The following is a 15,908-nucleotide window of genomic DNA, read 5'->3' on the forward strand; positions in this document are numbered from 1 at the left end:
GACGATGAACGATCTCTCCGCCATCAAGGACGTCAGCGATCAGGTCCAGGCCCGCGTGAAGCGCCAGCCGAAGCCCGACTGGCTGCGCGTCAAGGCCCCGACCAGCCCGGAATATGCGGAAACGCGCCGGCTGATGCGGGATCTGCGCCTCAACACCGTGTGCGAGGAGGCGGCCTGCCCCAACATCGGCGAATGCTGGAAGAAGAAGCATGCGACGGTGATGATCCTGGGCGACACCTGCACCAGGGCCTGCGCCTTCTGCAACATCAAGACCGGCATGCCGGCCCATCCCGACCCGGACGAGCCGGAGAATGTGGCGGTCGCGGTCGGCGAGATGGGGCTGGAGCATGTCGTCATCACCTCCGTCGACCGGGACGATCTGGCCGACGGTGGCGCCGATCAGTTCGTGAAGGTGATCCGGCGCCTGCGCGAGACGGCGCTGAACACCACCATCGAGATCCTGACCCCGGATTTCCTCCGCAAGGACGGCGCGATCGAGGCCGTGGTGGCGGCGCGCCCCGACGTCTACAACCACAATCTGGAAACCGTGCCGCGCCTCTATCCGACGATCCGGCCGGGGGCGCGCTATTTCCATTCGCTCCGGGTTCTCGACCGCGTGAAGCAGATCGATCCGACGGTCTTCACCAAATCCGGCATAATGGTCGGCCTGGGCGAGACCAAGGCGGAGGTCTATCAGGTGATGGACGATCTGCGCTCCGCGGATGTCGACTTCATCACCATCGGCCAGTATCTTCAGCCCACGCCGAAGCATGCGCCGGTGGAACGTTTCGTCACGCCCGATGAATTCGCCGATTATGCCAAGATGGCGCGGGCGAAGGGGTTCCTGATGGTTTCCGCCTCGCCGCTGACGCGCTCGTCCCACCACGCGGGCGAGGATTTCGTGAAGCTGAAGGCCGCGCGGGAGGCAAAGCTCGCCGCCCGGGCGTGATCGAGCAGGGGTTATGCCGCGTTACACCGAAGTGAAGACTCTGCCCTATGACGCGGCAAAACTTTACGACCTGGTCGCAGATATCGCCAATTACCCGGAATTCCTGCCGTGGTGCGTGGGCGCGCGCATCCGCGCCCAGTCCGACGATCTGATCATCGCCGATCTGATGATCGGCTATAAGGCGTTCCGCGAACGCTTCACCTCGGCCGTCTCCCTCAACCCGCCGGACGAGATCGACGTCAGTTTCACCGAAGGCCCGTTCTCCTATCTGAAGAACCATTGGCGCTTCCTGCCGACACCGGACGGCAGCCCCGGCTGCGTCGTCGACTTTCTGGTCGACTTCGAATTCCGCAGCAAGGTCTATACCCAGGTCATCGGCGGCGTCTTCGAGGACGCCGCCCGCCGCATGGTCGCCGCCTTCGAGGCGCGGGCGCATGATCTATACGGGGAAGCGGCGTAGCCTTCTTTCCGTCGCTGCGGCGCAGGCGGGGATGAAATGCGCCTTATTCGTCGAAAGATCCCGGCCTTCGCCGGGATGACGATGGACTGGATTTTCTTTCTCGTCGTCCCGGCGAAGGCCGGGACCTTCCGCCGGAAAGGGCGCCATTCTCGTCTCGAGATCCCGCCTTCGCCGGGATGACGCCCTATAGAGAATCAGAGATCCACGATTTCCACGTCGCCCGGTTCGATCGGGCGATCGAGGAAGATGGTGGCGACGCGGGCGAAGCGGGGCGCGCTGTCGGTGGCCATGAAATGGACCTTGCCGCTGGGGGTGGGGGCATCGATGCCCTGGTCGGTCAGGGCTTGCGCGACGGCTTCGGCGGTTGTCGAGGCGCTGTCGACGATGGCGATGTCGGGGCCGGCGATCTTGGCGATGGTCGGGCGCAGCAGGGGAAAATGGGTGCAGCCGAGGACCAGGGCCTCGGGCTTGGGGCGGCCGTGGTTCAGGATCGGCTCGATATAACGCCGGGCGGCGGATTCGACCACTTCGCCCTCGATCCAGCCTTCCTCCGCCAGGGCGACGAAGACCGAACAGGCTTGCTGGCGGACATCAGCATCGCCGCGCAAGGCATTGATCGCCTTCTGATAGGCATTTGCGGAAACGGTTGATTCGGTGGCCAACACGCCGATCCGGCCTTCCGGTGCTGCGGCGACGGCGGCCGCGGCACCCGGTTCGATCACGCCGATCACCTGGATGTCCGGAAAAGCGGCGGAGAGTGCGGGGATGGCATGGGCGGAAGCCGTGTTGCAGGCGATGACCAGCATTTTCACGCCCCGGTCGACCAGATGCTGCGCCGCCTGGACGGCATAGCGCGCCACCGTTTCCGGGCTCTTGGTGCCATAGGGCAGGCGGGCGGTATCGCCCAGATAGAGCAGGTCTTCGCCCGGCAGGCGCGCGGCGATGGCGTCGAGCACGGAGAGGCCGCCGATGCCGGAATCGAAGATCCCGATGGGCAGGGCCGGATTGGGTCTGGTCATGCGAGTAGGGGGGCCGCGATCGCCTGTTCGAGGAGGGAGAGCGCCTGATCGACCGTGGCCAGGCGGACGGCGCCGCGCCCGAGGTCGCCGAAACGGCGTTCGAGGTGGAGCGTTGGCTGGCCTTCGCGGGCGAGCGCGAAATGGACGAGGCCGACGGGTTTGTCGGCGCTGCCGCCGCCGGGGCCGGCGATGCCGGTGACCGCGACCGCGACATGGGCGCGGCTACGCGACAGGGCACCTTCCGCCATGGCCCGCACCACGGGTTCGGACACGGCGCCATGCTGCAGCAATGTGTCCTTGGGCACGCCCAACAGTTCGGCCTTGGCATGATTGGAATAGGTGACGAAGCCGCGTTCGAGGACGGCGGAAGAGCCGGCGATTTCCGTCAGCAGCCCGGCGACCAGCCCGCCGGTGCAGCTTTCCGCCGTGGCGATGCGCTGGCCGCGCGCCGTGGCGGCGGCGATCAGGGCAGTGGCGCGGGTTTCGAGTTCGGGCGGAAACAACGACGTCACCATAATTCGACCAATGCCCCCATCAGGACGAGACCCATGAGACCGGCGATCACGTCGTCGACGACGATGCCGAATCCACCGGGCAGGTTGCGATCCGCCCAGCTTGCCGGCCAGGGCTTCAGAATGTCGAGCACGCGAAACACGACGAAGGCGAAGGCATAGAGCGTCAGGTCGTTGGGCACCAGCACCAGGGTGAACCATTGCCCGGCGAATTCGTCGGCGACGACGCTGCCCGGATCCTTCATGTCGCGGGCGGAAGCGTAAAGATCGGCGGCCCAGATCGCGACCACGGTCATGATCGCGGCGGCGACGGCAAGGCCGGTCTCGCCCGTCCAGGCGCGGATGAACCAGGCGGGGACGAGGGCGACCAGGGACCCCCAGGTACCGGCCGGGCCGGGCAGATAGCCGACATAGCCGCCGGTCGAGATGATGCGCGCCGGATGCCAGGGAGGGAGCATTTAGGGAAGCCTCACGGTTGCGATCGCCTGGGCGGCGATTCCCTCGCCCCGGCCGGTGAAGCCGAGGCCTTCGGTGGTGGTCGCCTTGACGCCCACGCGATCGGGCGAAAGCGACAGGATCTGGGCGATCCGGGCCGTCATCGCGGCGCGGTGCGGCCCGACCTTGGGCCGCTCGCAGATGATGGTCAGATCGACATGGGCGATCATGCCGCCGCGGTCCGACACCAGCTTGCCGGCATGGGCGAGGAAGCGGCTGCTGTCGGCGCCGCGCCATTGCGGATCGCTGGGCGGGAAATGCTGGCCGATGTCGCCGGCGGCGATGGCGCCGAGGATCGCGTCGGTCAGCGCATGAAGGGCGACATCGGCATCGGAATGGCCGATCAGGCTCTGGTCATGGGCGATGCGGACGCCGCCCAACCAGACCCCGTCGCCGGGGCCGAGGCGATGGACGTCATAGCCCATGCCCGTCCGGACGTCGCCGAGCCCCGCCAGCATCAGGCGCTCGGCACGGGCCATGTCGTCGGGCGTGGTCACCTTGAAATTCTCCTCCCGCCCGTCGACCAGGGCGACCGAATGCCCGTCCGCTTCCGCCAGGGCGGCATCGTCGGTCAGGGCGGCATCGGCGAGGCGGCGGTGGGCCGCGAGTATCGGTTCGAAGGGAAAGCCCTGGGGCGTCTGGGCCCGGAACAGGCCGTCCCGCGCCACGGTTTCGCCGGCGAGGCCGTCGGCGCCGCGCTTCAGGGTATCGACCACGGGCAGCGCCGGGATCGCCCCCCGCGCGGGCGTGATGGCGGCAAGCACCCGGTCGATCAGGGCATTGTCGACGAAAGGGCGCGCGGCATCGTGGATCAGGACCGTCTCGGGCGGGGCGGGCAGGGCGGCCAGCGCTTCGAGACCGGCGCGCACGCTGGCCTGACGTTCGGTCCCGCCGGCGACGAAGGGACCGGCCGAAAGGCCGTCCAGGGCCTCCTCCGCCCGGCTACGATACGCCGGATCGACCACAACCGCGATCGGCCCGATGGCGGGGTGGCGGCGGAGCGCCGCGACCCCATGGCGCAACAGCGGCGCACCGGCCAGCGGCAGAAATTGCTTGGGCGTGTCGCTGCCCATTCGCTTGCCACTTCCGGCTGCGACGACAACGGCCGCGACCCGCCGACTGGAGGCCGCGACGCGCGCTATCGGGGAGGATTCGGTCATGGCGAGACACTATCCTTGCCTTGCAGGCGGGCCTAGTGTCACCTTCGCAACAATCCATCAATCTGATGCCGATAGTTTGGCGTGACCATTGCGGTGCCCAAGCAATGGGCTTAGATTGCCCGTTTATCGTGCAGCTTTGAAAAGTGCCCAAGGAATGAACAGCCCGATCGGCCCCATCACCGTCGGACCGGTGAAGATCGACGAGCCGGTAATCCTCGCCCCGATGTCGGGTGTCACCGACATGCCGTTCCGCCGCCTGGTGAAGCGCCATGGCGCCGGTCTCGTGGTGTCGGAAATGATCGCCTCGGAGGCGATGATCCGCCAGACCCGCCAGACCATGAAGATGGCCAGCAATTGCGCCGAGGAATTCCCGATGGCGGTCCAGCTCGCCGGCTGCGAGGCGGGCCGCCTCGCGGAAGCGGCCAAGCTGAACGAGGACCGGGGCGCCGCCATCATCGACATCAACATGGGTTGTCCCGTCAAGAAGGTGGCGGTGAACGGCCATGCCGGCTCCGCCCTGATGCGCGACCTGAACCATGCCCGCGGCCTGATCGAGGCGACGGTGAAGGCGGTGAAACTGCCGGTCACCCTGAAGATGCGCACGGGCTGGGACCACGACAGCCGCAATGCCCCCGAACTCGCCCGCATCGCCGAGGATTGCGGCGTGCGGATGGTGACCGTCCACGGCCGCACCCGCTGCCAGATGTACAACGGCAGGGCGGACTGGAACTTCATCGCGCGGGTGAAATCGGTGGTGAAGATACCCGTGATCGCCAATGGCGACGTGACGACGCTGGATGACGCGCGCCAGATCCTGGCCGAATCCGGCGCCGACGGCGTGATGGTCGGGCGCGGCGCCTATGGCCGGCCCTGGTTCATCCGCCAGGTCATGCATTTCCTGAAGACCGGCGAACGCCTGCCCGATCCCTCGCTCGAGACCCAGATGGCGATGCTGCTCGAGCACTATGAGGCGATGCTGGAGCATTACGGCGACATCCCGGGCATGCGCATGGCGCGCAAGCATGTGAGCTGGTATTCGGCGGGCCTGCCGGAATCCGCCGCCTTCCGCTCGGAGATCAACCGCATGGACGATCCGGCGGCGGTCAAGGATCGTATCCGTGCCTTCTATTCGCCGATCGTGGAGCGAAGGGCGGCCTGATGGCGAGAATTTCGACGGCGACCGCGGGCAGCGGCTCGAGGGGACGCGTGACAGGGGGACGTGTGTCGGGGGGACGTGTGACGGGCGCCGGCCTCGATTTCGAGATGGTGCTGAACGCGCTGGGCAAGGCGATCCTGCTGGTCGATCAGGACGGCAACATCCGCTACGCCAATGCCACGGCGGAACAGTTCTTCGCCACCGGCGCCACGGTGCTCAGCCGCATGCGCCTCGATCAGGTGACGCCGTTCGCCCATCCGCTGCTGGCGGTGGTGGAACAGGTGCGTCAGCGCGGCATTTCGGTCTTCGAATACGAGGTCGATTTCGGCTCGCCCAAGACCGGCCACCGTTCCGTCGACATGCAGGTGACGCCGCTCGCCGACAATACCGGCCTGATGCTGATCTCGCTGCAGGAACGCGCCATCGCCCAGCGAATCGACCGCCAGCTCACCCATCGCGGTGCCGCGCGTTCGGTTACCGGCATGGCCGCCATTCTCGCCCATGAGATCAAGAACCCGCTGTCCGGCATTCGCGGCGCGGCGCAGCTGATCGAACAGGGCATCGGCGAGGGCGACCGCGATCTCATCCGTCTCATCTGCGACGAGGCGGATCGCATATGCAGCCTGGTCGACCGCATGGAGGCCTTCAACGAAGGCCAGCCCCTGACTCGCGACCCGGTCAACATCCACGTCGTTCTCGAACACGTGAAGAAGATCGCGATGAACGGTTTCGCCAAGGGCGTGCGTTTCATCGAAACCTATGATCCCTCGCTGCCGCCGGTGCCGGGCGACCGCGACCAGTTGATTCAGGTATTCCTGAACCTGGTGAAGAACGCGTCGGAAGCGGTACCGGCCAAGGGCGGGGAGATCACCCTGACCACCGCCTATCGCCACGGCGTGCGCATGGCCGTGCCGGGCACGCGCCGGCGCCTGCGCCTGCCGCTGGAAGTGACCGTCAGGGACAATGGCGAGGGCGTGCCCCCCGACCTGAAGCCCCATCTGTTCGAGCCCTTCGTGACGACCAAGTCCAGCGGCACCGGCCTCGGCCTCGCCCTGGTGGCCAAGGTGATCGGCGATCACGGCGGCATGATCGAATGCGAGTCCGAACCGCGCCGCACCGTGTTCCGGGTGCTGCTGCCGGTCGCGACCGAGTAATCTGTGAGTACCACCATGCCTGTCCACGGTGTTTCCGATGGCAATACCCCGACGATCCTGATCGCCGACGACGACCGCGCGATCCGTGAGGTGCTGGACCGCGCCATCGGCCGCCTCGGCTATCACGTCCGCTCCACCGCCAATGCCGCCACCCTGTGGCGCTGGGTCTCGGGCGGGGAGGGGGATCTGGTCATCACCGACGTGATGATGCCGGACGAGAACGGTCTCGACCTGCTGCCGCGCATCAAGCGCCTGCGCCCCGAACTGCCGATCATCGTCATGTCGGCGCACAATACGCTGATGACGGCGGTCAAGGCGGCGGAACGCGGGGCCTATGAATATCTGCCGAAACCCTTCGACCTGAAGGAGCTGATCACCGTCGTCCAGCGCGCCCTGACCCTGCCGAAGACCGGCGAGGCGGAGGGCAATCCGCTCGGCGACGGCGACGATCAGGTGCCGCTGATCGGCCGTTCGCCCGCCATGCAGGAAATCTACCGCGTGCTGGCGCGCCTGATGGGCACGGACCTGACGGTGATGATCACCGGCGAGTCGGGCACCGGCAAGGAGCTGGTGGCGCATGCGCTGCATCATTACGGCAAGCGCCGCAACGGCCCCTTCGTCGCCATCAACATGGCGGCGATCCCGCGCGAACTGATCGAAAGCGAACTCTTCGGCCATGAGAAGGGCGCCTTCACCGGCGCCAATGCCCGCTCCGTCGGCCGCTTCCAGCAGGCGGAGGGCGGCACGCTGTTCCTCGACGAGATCGGCGACATGCCGCTCGAGGCGCAGACGCGCCTGCTGCGCGTCCTGCAGCAGGGCGAATATACCACCGTCGGCGGCCGCAACCCGATCAAGACCGACGTCCGCATCATTTCCGCGACCCACCGGGATCTGCGCCAACTGGTGCATCAGGGCCTGTTCCGCGAGGATCTGTTCTATCGCCTGAACGTCGTGCCGCTCCGCCTGCCGCCGCTGCGCGAGCGGTCCGAGGACATTCCCGACCTGACGCGCCATTTCCTCGGCCAGGCGGTGTCCCAGGGCCTGCCGGGCAAGCTGATCGACGGCGAGGCGATGGAATTCCTGAAGCGCTATCGCTGGCCCGGCAACGTGCGCGAGCTGGAGAACCTGATCCGCCGCCTCGCCGCCCTCTATGCCGAGGAGATCATTGGCCTCGACGTCGTGAAGGCCGAGCTGGTGGAGCCGGAGGTCCAGTTCCGCAATGCCATGGGCGACGAGCCGGCCAGCCTGTCGATCGCCGTGGAGCGCCATCTGGCGCGCTATTTCGCGGCCCATGAGGAGGGGCTCCCGCCTTCCGGCCTCTATGACCGCATCCTGCGCGAGGTGGAAAGGCCCCTGATCGAGATCAGCCTGTCGGCGACGCGGGGCAATCAGATCAGGGCCGCGGAACTGCTCGGCCTCAATCGCAACACGCTGCGCAAGAAGATCCGCGATCTGGATATTCAGGTTCTGCGCAGCATCAAGTGATGCCTTTTCGACACCCTGTGATATTCTGACAACAGGATATCGAGTCTGCGAGGGACGCCACCCTGTCCCGCGCCACACGGCTGGTCGCCGATCCGGGGGGAACGGCAACCGGCCAGAGGGGTGACCTTGAACGAAGCCGTCGATACGCCACGGGTCAGTCGCGCCGCGCGCCTGGAGGCCTGGATCAGTCGCAGCCACATCAGCCGGCGCCTGGTCGTCTTCCTGGTGCTGATGGCGGCGGCCTCCGGCACCGGAACCTATCTCGCGCTGCGCGATCCGGCGGTGCAGGACGGCGATACGTCCTTCATCATTCCGTTGCTGCTTGTCGATCTCGTCCTGGTGCTGGCGCTCGCCGCGCTGGTGGCGACGCGGCTCGTCCGACTTTGGTGGGCGCGGCGTTCGGGCTTGGCGGGGGCAAAGCTGCATGTCCGCATCGTCGCCCTGTTCGGTGCCATCGCCGCGGTGCCGACGATCTTTCTGGGCGTTGCCTCGGCGCTGTTCTTCAATTTTGTCATCGATACCTGGTTCAGCGACCGGGTGCATGGCGCGGTTTCGGATTCCGTGGTCATCGCCAAGGCCTATGTCGAGGAACACGCCAAGACCATCGAGGCCGACATCCGCGCCATGGCCAACGACATCAACCGCCGCGCCATGATGATCGAGGCCAATCCCGACCTGTTCAACTCGCTGCTGGAGAGCCAGGTGGCGGTGCGCGGCCTGGCCGAGGCGATCGTGATCAATTCGACCGGCCGGGTGCTGGCGCGGACCGCGCTCTCCTTCGGCATGGAATTCGACCGCCTGCCGCCGGGCGCCCTCGACCGGGCGCGGGAGGGGGAGGTCGCGCTGATCACCACGGAGGACGACCGGGTACGGGCCCTGGTGCGGATCGACAGCTTCCTCGACGCCTATCTCTATGTCGGGCGTTTCGTCGATCCCCGCGTCATCGCCTATGTCGAGCGGACGGCGGCGGCGGCGGCGGCATACAACGAGCTGCAGAAACGCCGGCTCGGCATCCAGGTCACTTTCGCCTTCGTCTTCGTGCTGGTCGCCCTCCTGATCCTGCTGACCGCCATTCTCTCCGGCCTCTGGTTCGCGACCAAGCTCGTGGAGCCCGTGGCGCGCCTGTTCGGCGCGACCGAGCGGTTGCGCGAGGGCGATCTGGCGGCCCGCGTCGAAACCGGTACTTCGGACGACGAACTGGCGTCGCTGGGGCGCGCGTTCAACCGCATGGCCGGCCAGATCGAGGCCCAGCACGGCGCGCTTCGCGATGCCAACCACCAACTCGACGAGCGCCGCCGCTTCACCGAGGCGGTGCTGGCGGGCGTGTCCGCCGGCGTGCTCGGCGTCGACACCGAAGGCCGGATCTCGCTGCCCAACCGCTCCGCCCTCGAATTGCTCGATACCACGGCGGACGCCATCATCGGCCGGCCGATCGAGGATGTCGTGCCCGAGATCGCGGCCCTGCTGGCCGAGGCGCGGGAACGGCCGGAACGCGAGATCCAGGCCCAGATCAATCTGGCCCGGGGCGGCGTCACCCGCCATTTCAGCGTGCGTGTCGTCGGCGAGCGGACGGGCAGGGAAGTGCGCGGCTTCGTCGTCACCTTCGACGATGTGACCGATCTGGTTTCGGCCCAACGCACCGCCGCCTGGGCCGATATCGCGCGCCGCATCGCCCACGAGATCCGCAATCCCCTGACCCCGATCCAGCTTTCGGCCGAACGCCTGAAGCGGAAATACGGCAAGGAGATCGCGACCGATCCCGAGGTCTTCGCCCAATGCACCGACACGATCATCCGCCAGGTCGGCGACATCGGCCGCATGGTGGACGAATTCTCGGCCTTCGCGCGGATGCCGACGGCGGTCTTTCGCATGGAGGACCTGTCGGAGCAGGTGCGTCAGGCGGTATTCCTGCGCCACGTCGCGGCGCCCGCCATCATCTTCGAGACCGAGGCGCCGCCCGAAGCGGTGATCGCCCTGTTCGATACGCGGCAGATCGGCCAGGCCCTGGCCAATGTCCTGAAGAACGCGGCGGAGGCGATCGACGGCCGTCCGGCGCGCGCCGACCTGCCGCCCGGGCGCATCGTCACCCGGCTGTCGGCCGAGGACGGCACCATCCGGATCGAGGTCATGGACAACGGTCGCGGCCTGCCGGCCAACGAACGCGACCGGCTGACGGAACCCTATGTCACCACGCGGACAAAGGGGACCGGCCTCGGTCTCGCCATCGTCCGCAAAATTCTGGAGGAACACGGCGGCACCATCCATCTGGGCGACAATCCGGACGGCGGCGCGGTCGTGACGTTGAGTTTCCCCTGGCGGCGCGAAAGCACCGATGCCGCGGCGGAAACCGAGGCGAGGAAAGCGCATGGCTCGTGAAGTATTGATCGTCGACGACGAGGCGGACATCCGTGAACTCGTCGCCGGCATTCTCGAGGACGAAGGCTACGAGACGCGGACCGCCGGCAGCGCGGACGAAGCCTTCGCCGCCATCGAGGCACGCCTGCCGTCACTCGTCATTCTCGACATATGGCTGCAGGGCAGCCGTCTCGACGGACTCGAGATCCTGGAGGCGGTGAAGCGCGCGCACCCCGAGATGCCGGTGGTCATGATCTCCGGCCACGGCACGATCGAGACCGCCGTCGGCGCCCTGAAGCGCGGCGCCTACGACTTCATCGAGAAACCCTTCAAGGCGGACCGCCTGCTGCTCCTCGTCCAGCGCGCCATCGAGGCGGCGGAGCTGAAGCGCGAGAACAAGGCGCTGAAGGTCCGTTCCAACATCGAGGACGAGATGATCGGCCGTTCCTCGGCCATGAACACCGTGCGTGCCATGGTCGAGAAGGCGGCCCCCATGGGCAGCCGGGTCATGATCATGGGCCCGCCGGGCGCCGGCAAGGAAGTGGTGGCGCGCCAGCTGCACCGCCTGTCCAAGCGCGCCGAAGGGCCCTTTTCGGTGGTCAATGCCGCGACCATGGCGCCGGAACGCATGGAAGCGGAACTGTTCGGCGTCGAAGCCTCGGCCAGCGCCGACGGCATGCCCCGCATCGGCCTCTTCGAGAAATCCCACGGCGGCACCCTGTTCCTCGACGAAGTGGCGGACATGCCGCCCGAGACCCAGGCCAAGATCCTGCGCGTCCTCGTCGACCAGACCTTCGAACGCGTCGGCGGCCGCAACCGGGTGCAGGTCGACGTGCGCGTGGTCAGCGCGTCGTCGCGCGACCTCCATGCCGAGATCGCCGCCGGCCGCTTCCGCGAGGATCTGTTCCACCGCCTGTCGGTGGTGCCGATCCGGGTGCCGCGGCTGGCCGACCGGCGCGAGGACATTCCCGAACTCGCGACCCATTTCATCCAGCGCATCAGCCGCGCCAACGGCGTTCCGCCGCGCAACATCTCCAACGAGGCGATGGCGGTGATGCAGGCCTATGACTGGCCGGGCAACGTGCGGCAATTGCGTAATGTCTGCGAACGCCTGCTGATTCTGGCGACCGACGACGCGGAGGGGGCGATCGGCGCCGACATGCTGCCGGCCGAAGTGGGCGGGGCAGGGCCCAACACGCTGCGCGGCGACGGCGGCGAGGTGATCATGGCCCTGCCGCTGCGCGAGGCCCGCGAAGCCTTCGAGCGGGACTATCTGCTGGCCCAGGTGGCGCGTTTCGGCAACAACATCAGCCGAACCGCCAATTTCATCGGCATGGAACGGTCCGCGCTCCATCGGAAATTGAAGTCGCTGGGCATCAGCATCAGCGATCGGGGCCAGATCTAGACCCCGTTTCCGCCGCGTCCGCGACCATTTTGAGGCCACACCCCCCGAATGCGCTATTGAGCCCGGCGGGCAATCGCTTTATCCCGGTGCCGTGATCGGAATCGGTGCGGACCATCGCACCATTCGCCGGAAGGTCGCGGATTTCGCTTGCGAAGAGCCGAGAAGCTTGCGATATTTGTGCAGTGCAGCAATTTGTGTGTGTCGCTGCCTTCTGTTCCGGAATCACCGCTTGATCCGGTGGTCGTCGGGGGTGGCGCTGCCTCCCCCGGGCGAGAACGGGGTTGGGTTGAGAGTAAGACGCAACAAGAAAAAAAGGTTCCAAAATGTCGGAACGATCCCAAAACGTTCAGGACGTCTTCCTGAACTACGTCCGCAAGAACAAGACCCCTGTGACCGTGTTCCTGGTGAATGGCGTGAAGTTGCAGGGCGTGATCACCTGGTTCGACAATTTCTGCGTGCTGCTGCGGCGTGACGGGCACATTCAGCTCGTCTACAAGCATGCGATTTCGACCGTCATGCCGGCGGCGCCCATCCAATTGTTCGATCCGCAGGCGGCCGAGGCGTCCCGCGACCATTGAGCGACCCATCCGGGCCCGTCGCGGCGGCGGGCAGAGCGATCGTCGTCCATCCCTACGTCAGGGGGGCGTCGCCTGCCGATGAGGTGGGCGGCGCCGCCCTGCGCCTGCCCGAGGCACGCCTCGCGGAAGCGGTCGGCCTGACAGCGGCCATCGAGCTCGACGTCGTCGAGGCGATCGAGGCCCCGGTCGACCGCATCCGCCCGGCCACCTGGCTCGGCACCGGCAAGGTCGCCGAACTGCGCGGCGTGGTGGCCGAATACGCGGTCGACGTCGTGGTCATGAACTGCGCGCTTTCGCCGGTCCAGCAGCGCAACCTGGAACGGGAGCTGAAGACCAAGGTCATCGACCGCACCGGCCTGATCCTCGAGATCTTCGGGGCGCGGGCGGCGACGCGCGAAGGCCGGCTGCAGGTCGAACTGGCCCATCTGTCCTATCAGAAGAGCCGGCTGGTGCGGTCCTGGACCCATCTGGAACGTCAGCGCGGCGGCGTCGGCTTCCTGGGCGGTCCCGGCGAAACCCAGATCGAGGCCGATCGGCGCATCCTTTCCGAAAAGATCACCCGCCTGAAGCGCGAGCTGGAGACGGTGACGCGAACGCGCGAGCTGCACCGGCGCAACCGGCGCAAGGTGCCGCATCCGATCGTCGCCCTGGTCGGCTATACCAATGCCGGCAAATCCTCGCTGTTCAACCGCATGACGCGGGCCAAGGTGCTGGCGGCGGACCTGCTGTTCGCCACCCTCGACCCCACCATGCGCGGCATCGAACTGCCTTCCGGGCGTCAGATCATCCTGTCCGACACGGTGGGCTTCGTCTCCGACCTGCCGACCCATCTGGTCGCCGCCTTCCGCGCCACCCTGGAAGAGGTGCTGGAGGCGGACGTCATCGTCCATGTCCGCGACGTCGCCCATCCCGAGACCGAAGCCCAGAAGGCCGACGTGCTCGCCGTGCTCGACGATCTCGGCGTCGACGAGGCGGAACAGGACGCGCGCATGATCGAGGTCCTGAACAAGGTCGACCTGCTGCCGGACGACGAGCGCGCGGCCCTGTTCAACCGCGCGGCGCGTCTTCATACCGTGCTGCCGGTCTCGGCCCTGACCGGGGAGGGGGTGGACGGCCTGCTCGCCACCCTCGACGAGAAGCTGGGCGCCGCGCGGCGTTTCGTCGAACTGTCGGTGCCGCTGTCGGACGGCGCCGCGCTCGCCTTCCTCTACCAGCATGGCGAGGTGGTGGAGCGGCGCGACGGCGACGACGGACTGGCCCATCTGACCGTCGGCCTCGACCCCGCCGATCTCGGCCGCTTCGAGAAGCGCTTCGGCAGCGCGGCCTGATCGTCGGTCGGATGTTTCGCCGTCAGGTCCGTTTTTCGGCCGCCTTGGCTTCGTCCCAGAGCGCGTCGAGAAGATCGAGCGGCTGACGCCCGCCAAGGCCGCGTGCCGCCAGCCGCGCCTCGATATGGCGGAAGCGGCGCTCGAATTTGGCGTTGGTGGAACGGAGCGCGGTTTCCGCCTCCACCCCCAGATGGCGGCCGATGTTGGCGATGACGAAGAGCACGTCGCCCAATTCGTCCTCCAGCCGCGCCTTGGGACTGCCGGCGGCGATTTCCGCCTTCAACTCGCCGATCTCCTCCTCGAGCTTGTCGAGCACGGGCATCAGGTCCGGCCAGTCGAAGCCGATGCGGGCGGCGCGTTTCTGCAGCTTGGCGGCGCGCAGCAGGGCGGGTAGGGCGAGGGGGACATCGTCCAGCACGCCGCCCTTGGCCTTGGCTGCACGTTCGCCGGCCTTCATGTCTTCCCAGCGCGCGGCGTCATGGGCCGTGGCATCGCCGAAGACATGGGGGTGTCGCGCCACCATCTTTCGGGTGATCGAATCGGCGATGTCGGCGAAGGCGAAGGCGCCTTCCTCTTCCGCGATCCTGGCGTGGAACACGACCTGGAACAGGAGATCGCCCAGTTCCTCGCGAAGGTCGGCCCGATCGCCCCGGGCGATGGCGTCCGCCACCTCATAGGCTTCCTCGATCGTATAGGGCGCGATCGTGTCGAAGGTCTGTTCCACGTCCCAGGGACAGCCGTCGGCCTTGCTGCGCAGGCGCGCCATCAGGGCGAGCAGCGCGGCGAGAGCGGCCTCGGGCGTCGGTGGAGAAGGGGGGGCGGGGGCATTTTCAGGGTCGGACATGGGCGGAGCATATCGGCGCGCTCCAGGGATGTCAGCGCCCCATTGCCGGCGCTATGATGTTGGCCTGATGGGGTTGGGCCGGATGACATTGGATCAGATGGCATTGGACCAGATGACATTGGACCAGACCGGCTCCGGAGATCGGCGATGGATACGTCCACCTTCAGCTTCACCGCGCTCTACACCGGCGAGACCTGGGTCGCCAACGGTCTCTCCATGCCCGAATTGCGGACGCCGGCCGGCGATCTGATGTACAAGCTGGCGGCGCCGGCGGAATGGGCCGGCAAGGCGATCTTCGGCACCAATCTGCGCCACATGCTGGTGGCGCGCCATGCCCTGATCGACCGCCTGCTGGCGAGCCTGATCCAGGAGATGCCGGGGCTCCAGATCCTCGAGATCGCCTGCGGCCTGTCGGCCCGGGGCTGCCGCTTCACCCGGCAATATCCGGATCTGCGCTATGTCGAGGCCGACCTGCCGGCGATGGCGGCCCTGAAGGTGCAGGCGCTGGCGCGCGTGCCCGGCCTGTCGAGCCGCCACGCCGTGGTGCCCATCGACATCCTGGCCGCCGACGGCCCGAATGCCATTGCCAGCGTGCTTGCCAATGCCTTCGATGCCGAGCGGCCGATCGCCGTGGTGACGGAAGGCCTGATGAATTACTTCACCCTCGATACGGCGACCGATGTCTGGTGCCGCCTGGCGAATGCGCTACGCCGTTTCCCGGCCGCCGCCTATCTGACCGAAACCTATCCGCGCCCGAAGACGCGCCTGCTGCGCGCGGCGGCCATGGCCGGTGCCGCCGGCCTGCGCCTGATTTCGCGTTCCGACGCCGGCATCCACTTCAGGACCGCGGATGAAGGCGCCGACCATCTGCAACGCTGCGGCTTCGACGTCGCGGAAGTCGCTTGGCCGCCGGACGACAGGACGATCGCCGTGCTGACCGGGCGGGTGGCGCGATAGGGCCGGAGTTTCGGGCGGTCGGGTTCGTCCCGGTAGCGATATCAGATAGTC

General features: G+C 67.2%; 15 protein-coding genes. 10 read left to right on the plus strand and 5 right to left on the minus strand.

All coding sequences use genetic code 11. From position 1 onward, the window contains the following. Positions 1-4 precede the first annotated feature (4 nt). Together lipA and L2U69_RS03145 are read left to right on the plus strand one after the other, a co-directional pair. On the plus strand, positions 5-949 hold the full coding sequence (lipA, locus tag L2U69_RS03140) for a lipoyl synthase (RefSeq protein ID WP_236104885.1): 945 nt from the start codon (positions 5-7) through the stop codon (positions 947-949). A 13-nt stretch (positions 950-962) separates the two neighbouring features. Then, positions 963-1,409, plus strand: coding sequence for a type II toxin-antitoxin system RatA family toxin (locus L2U69_RS03145; RefSeq protein ID WP_236104886.1), 447 nt, complete (start codon positions 963-965; stop codon positions 1,407-1,409). Between the two features lie 194 nt (positions 1,410-1,603). On the opposite strand, the gene murI is transcribed toward L2U69_RS03145, so the two are convergent. From murI to L2U69_RS03165, 4 genes are read right to left on the minus strand one after another with little or no spacing between them, the layout of a single operon-like run. Next, positions 1,604-2,428: a glutamate racemase gene (gene murI / locus L2U69_RS03150; RefSeq protein WP_236104887.1), complete on the minus strand. Its 825-nt coding sequence runs from the start codon at positions 2,426-2,428 to the stop codon at positions 1,604-1,606. After that, positions 2,425-2,931: a CinA family protein gene (locus L2U69_RS03155; RefSeq protein WP_236104888.1), complete on the minus strand. Its 507-nt coding sequence runs from the start codon at positions 2,929-2,931 to the stop codon at positions 2,425-2,427. The genes murI and L2U69_RS03155 overlap by 4 nt, the downstream gene beginning before the upstream one ends. Positions 2,932-2,936: 5 nt before the next feature. After that, the gene (locus tag L2U69_RS03160) at positions 2,937-3,398 is read right to left on the minus strand and encodes a phosphatidylglycerophosphatase A family protein (RefSeq protein WP_236104889.1); all 462 of its coding nucleotides are present in this window, start codon (positions 3,396-3,398) and stop codon (positions 2,937-2,939) included. Further along, positions 3,399-4,595, minus strand: a complete 1,197-nt coding sequence (locus L2U69_RS03165) for a bifunctional 2-C-methyl-D-erythritol 4-phosphate cytidylyltransferase/2-C-methyl-D-erythritol 2,4-cyclodiphosphate synthase (protein WP_236104890.1) — start codon at positions 4,593-4,595, stop codon at positions 3,399-3,401. Positions 4,596-4,749: 154 nt separating this feature from the next. Between L2U69_RS03165 and dusB the strand changes: the two genes are divergently transcribed. From dusB to hflX, 7 genes are all read left to right on the plus strand, one after another. After that, positions 4,750-5,754, plus strand: coding sequence for a tRNA dihydrouridine synthase DusB (gene dusB, locus L2U69_RS03170; protein ID WP_236104891.1), 1,005 nt, complete (start codon positions 4,750-4,752; stop codon positions 5,752-5,754). Positions 5,755-5,816: 62 nt separating this feature from the next. Then, a complete protein-coding gene (locus tag L2U69_RS03175) occupies positions 5,817-6,905 on the plus strand; it encodes a two-component system sensor histidine kinase NtrB (protein ID WP_236104892.1) in 1,089 nt (362 codons plus the stop codon). 15 nt (positions 6,906-6,920) lie between these two features. After that, a complete protein-coding gene (ntrC, locus tag L2U69_RS03180; protein WP_236104893.1) occupies positions 6,921-8,390 on the plus strand; it encodes a nitrogen regulation protein NR(I) in 1,470 nt (489 codons plus the stop codon). Between the two features lie 120 nt (positions 8,391-8,510). Continuing rightward, positions 8,511-10,766, plus strand: a complete 2,256-nt coding sequence (locus tag L2U69_RS03185) for a sensor histidine kinase NtrY-like (protein WP_408065796.1) — start codon at positions 8,511-8,513, stop codon at positions 10,764-10,766. Beyond that, the gene (ntrX, locus tag L2U69_RS03190) at positions 10,756-12,150 is read left to right on the plus strand and encodes a nitrogen assimilation response regulator NtrX (protein WP_236104895.1); all 1,395 of its coding nucleotides are present in this window, start codon (positions 10,756-10,758) and stop codon (positions 12,148-12,150) included. Before L2U69_RS03185 ends, ntrX begins: the two co-directional genes overlap by 11 nt. A 323-nt stretch (positions 12,151-12,473) precedes the next feature. Beyond that, positions 12,474-12,728: an RNA chaperone Hfq gene (gene hfq / locus L2U69_RS03195; protein WP_236104896.1), complete on the plus strand. Its 255-nt coding sequence runs from the start codon at positions 12,474-12,476 to the stop codon at positions 12,726-12,728. Next, positions 12,725-14,056 carry a GTPase HflX gene (gene hflX, locus L2U69_RS03200; protein ID WP_236104897.1) on the plus strand — a complete coding sequence of 444 codons (1,332 nt, stop codon included), beginning with the start codon at positions 12,725-12,727 and terminating at the stop codon, positions 14,054-14,056. Before hfq ends, hflX begins: the two co-directional genes overlap by 4 nt. Before the next feature lie 22 nt (positions 14,057-14,078). Here the strand turns inward: hflX and mazG are convergent, their stop codons facing one another. Next, positions 14,079-14,900 (minus strand): nucleoside triphosphate pyrophosphohydrolase, encoded by an 822-nt coding sequence (mazG, locus tag L2U69_RS03205; RefSeq protein ID WP_236104898.1) that lies wholly within the window; start codon positions 14,898-14,900, stop codon positions 14,079-14,081. 147 nt (positions 14,901-15,047) lie between these two features. Between mazG and L2U69_RS03210 the strand changes: the two genes are divergently transcribed. Next, the gene (locus tag L2U69_RS03210) at positions 15,048-15,857 is read left to right on the plus strand and encodes a class I SAM-dependent methyltransferase (protein WP_236104899.1); all 810 of its coding nucleotides are present in this window, start codon (positions 15,048-15,050) and stop codon (positions 15,855-15,857) included. Positions 15,858-15,908: the final 51 nt, after the last annotated feature.

Origin of the sequence: Zavarzinia marina (genome assembly GCF_021568905.1) — a bacterium.
GTDB classification, from domain to species: Bacteria; Pseudomonadota; Alphaproteobacteria; order Zavarziniales; family Zavarziniaceae; genus Zavarzinia; species Zavarzinia marina.

Coding starts and splice junctions, on each gene's coding strand:
- L2U69_RS03160 (WP_236104889.1), bottom strand. CDS start 3,398: ATGCTCCCTCCCTGGCATCCGGCGCGCATCATCTCGACCGGCGGCTAT.
- L2U69_RS03145 (WP_236104886.1), top strand. CDS start 963: ATGCCGCGTTACACCGAAGTGAAGACTCTGCCCTATGACGCGGCAAAA.
- L2U69_RS03165 (WP_236104890.1), bottom strand. CDS start 4,595: ATGACCGAATCCTCCCCGATAGCGCGCGTCGCGGCCTCCAGTCGGCGG.
- ntrX (WP_236104895.1), top strand. CDS start 10,756: ATGGCTCGTGAAGTATTGATCGTCGACGACGAGGCGGACATCCGTGAA.
- hfq (WP_236104896.1), top strand. CDS start 12,474: ATGTCGGAACGATCCCAAAACGTTCAGGACGTCTTCCTGAACTACGTC.
- murI (WP_236104887.1), bottom strand. CDS start 2,428: ATGACCAGACCCAATCCGGCCCTGCCCATCGGGATCTTCGATTCCGGC.
- lipA (WP_236104885.1), top strand. CDS start 5: ATGAACGATCTCTCCGCCATCAAGGACGTCAGCGATCAGGTCCAGGCC.
- ntrC (WP_236104893.1), top strand. CDS start 6,921: ATGCCTGTCCACGGTGTTTCCGATGGCAATACCCCGACGATCCTGATC.
- dusB (WP_236104891.1), top strand. CDS start 4,750: ATGAACAGCCCGATCGGCCCCATCACCGTCGGACCGGTGAAGATCGAC.
- L2U69_RS03210 (WP_236104899.1), top strand. CDS start 15,048: ATGGATACGTCCACCTTCAGCTTCACCGCGCTCTACACCGGCGAGACC.
- mazG (WP_236104898.1), bottom strand. CDS start 14,900: ATGTCCGACCCTGAAAATGCCCCCGCCCCCCCTTCTCCACCGACGCCC.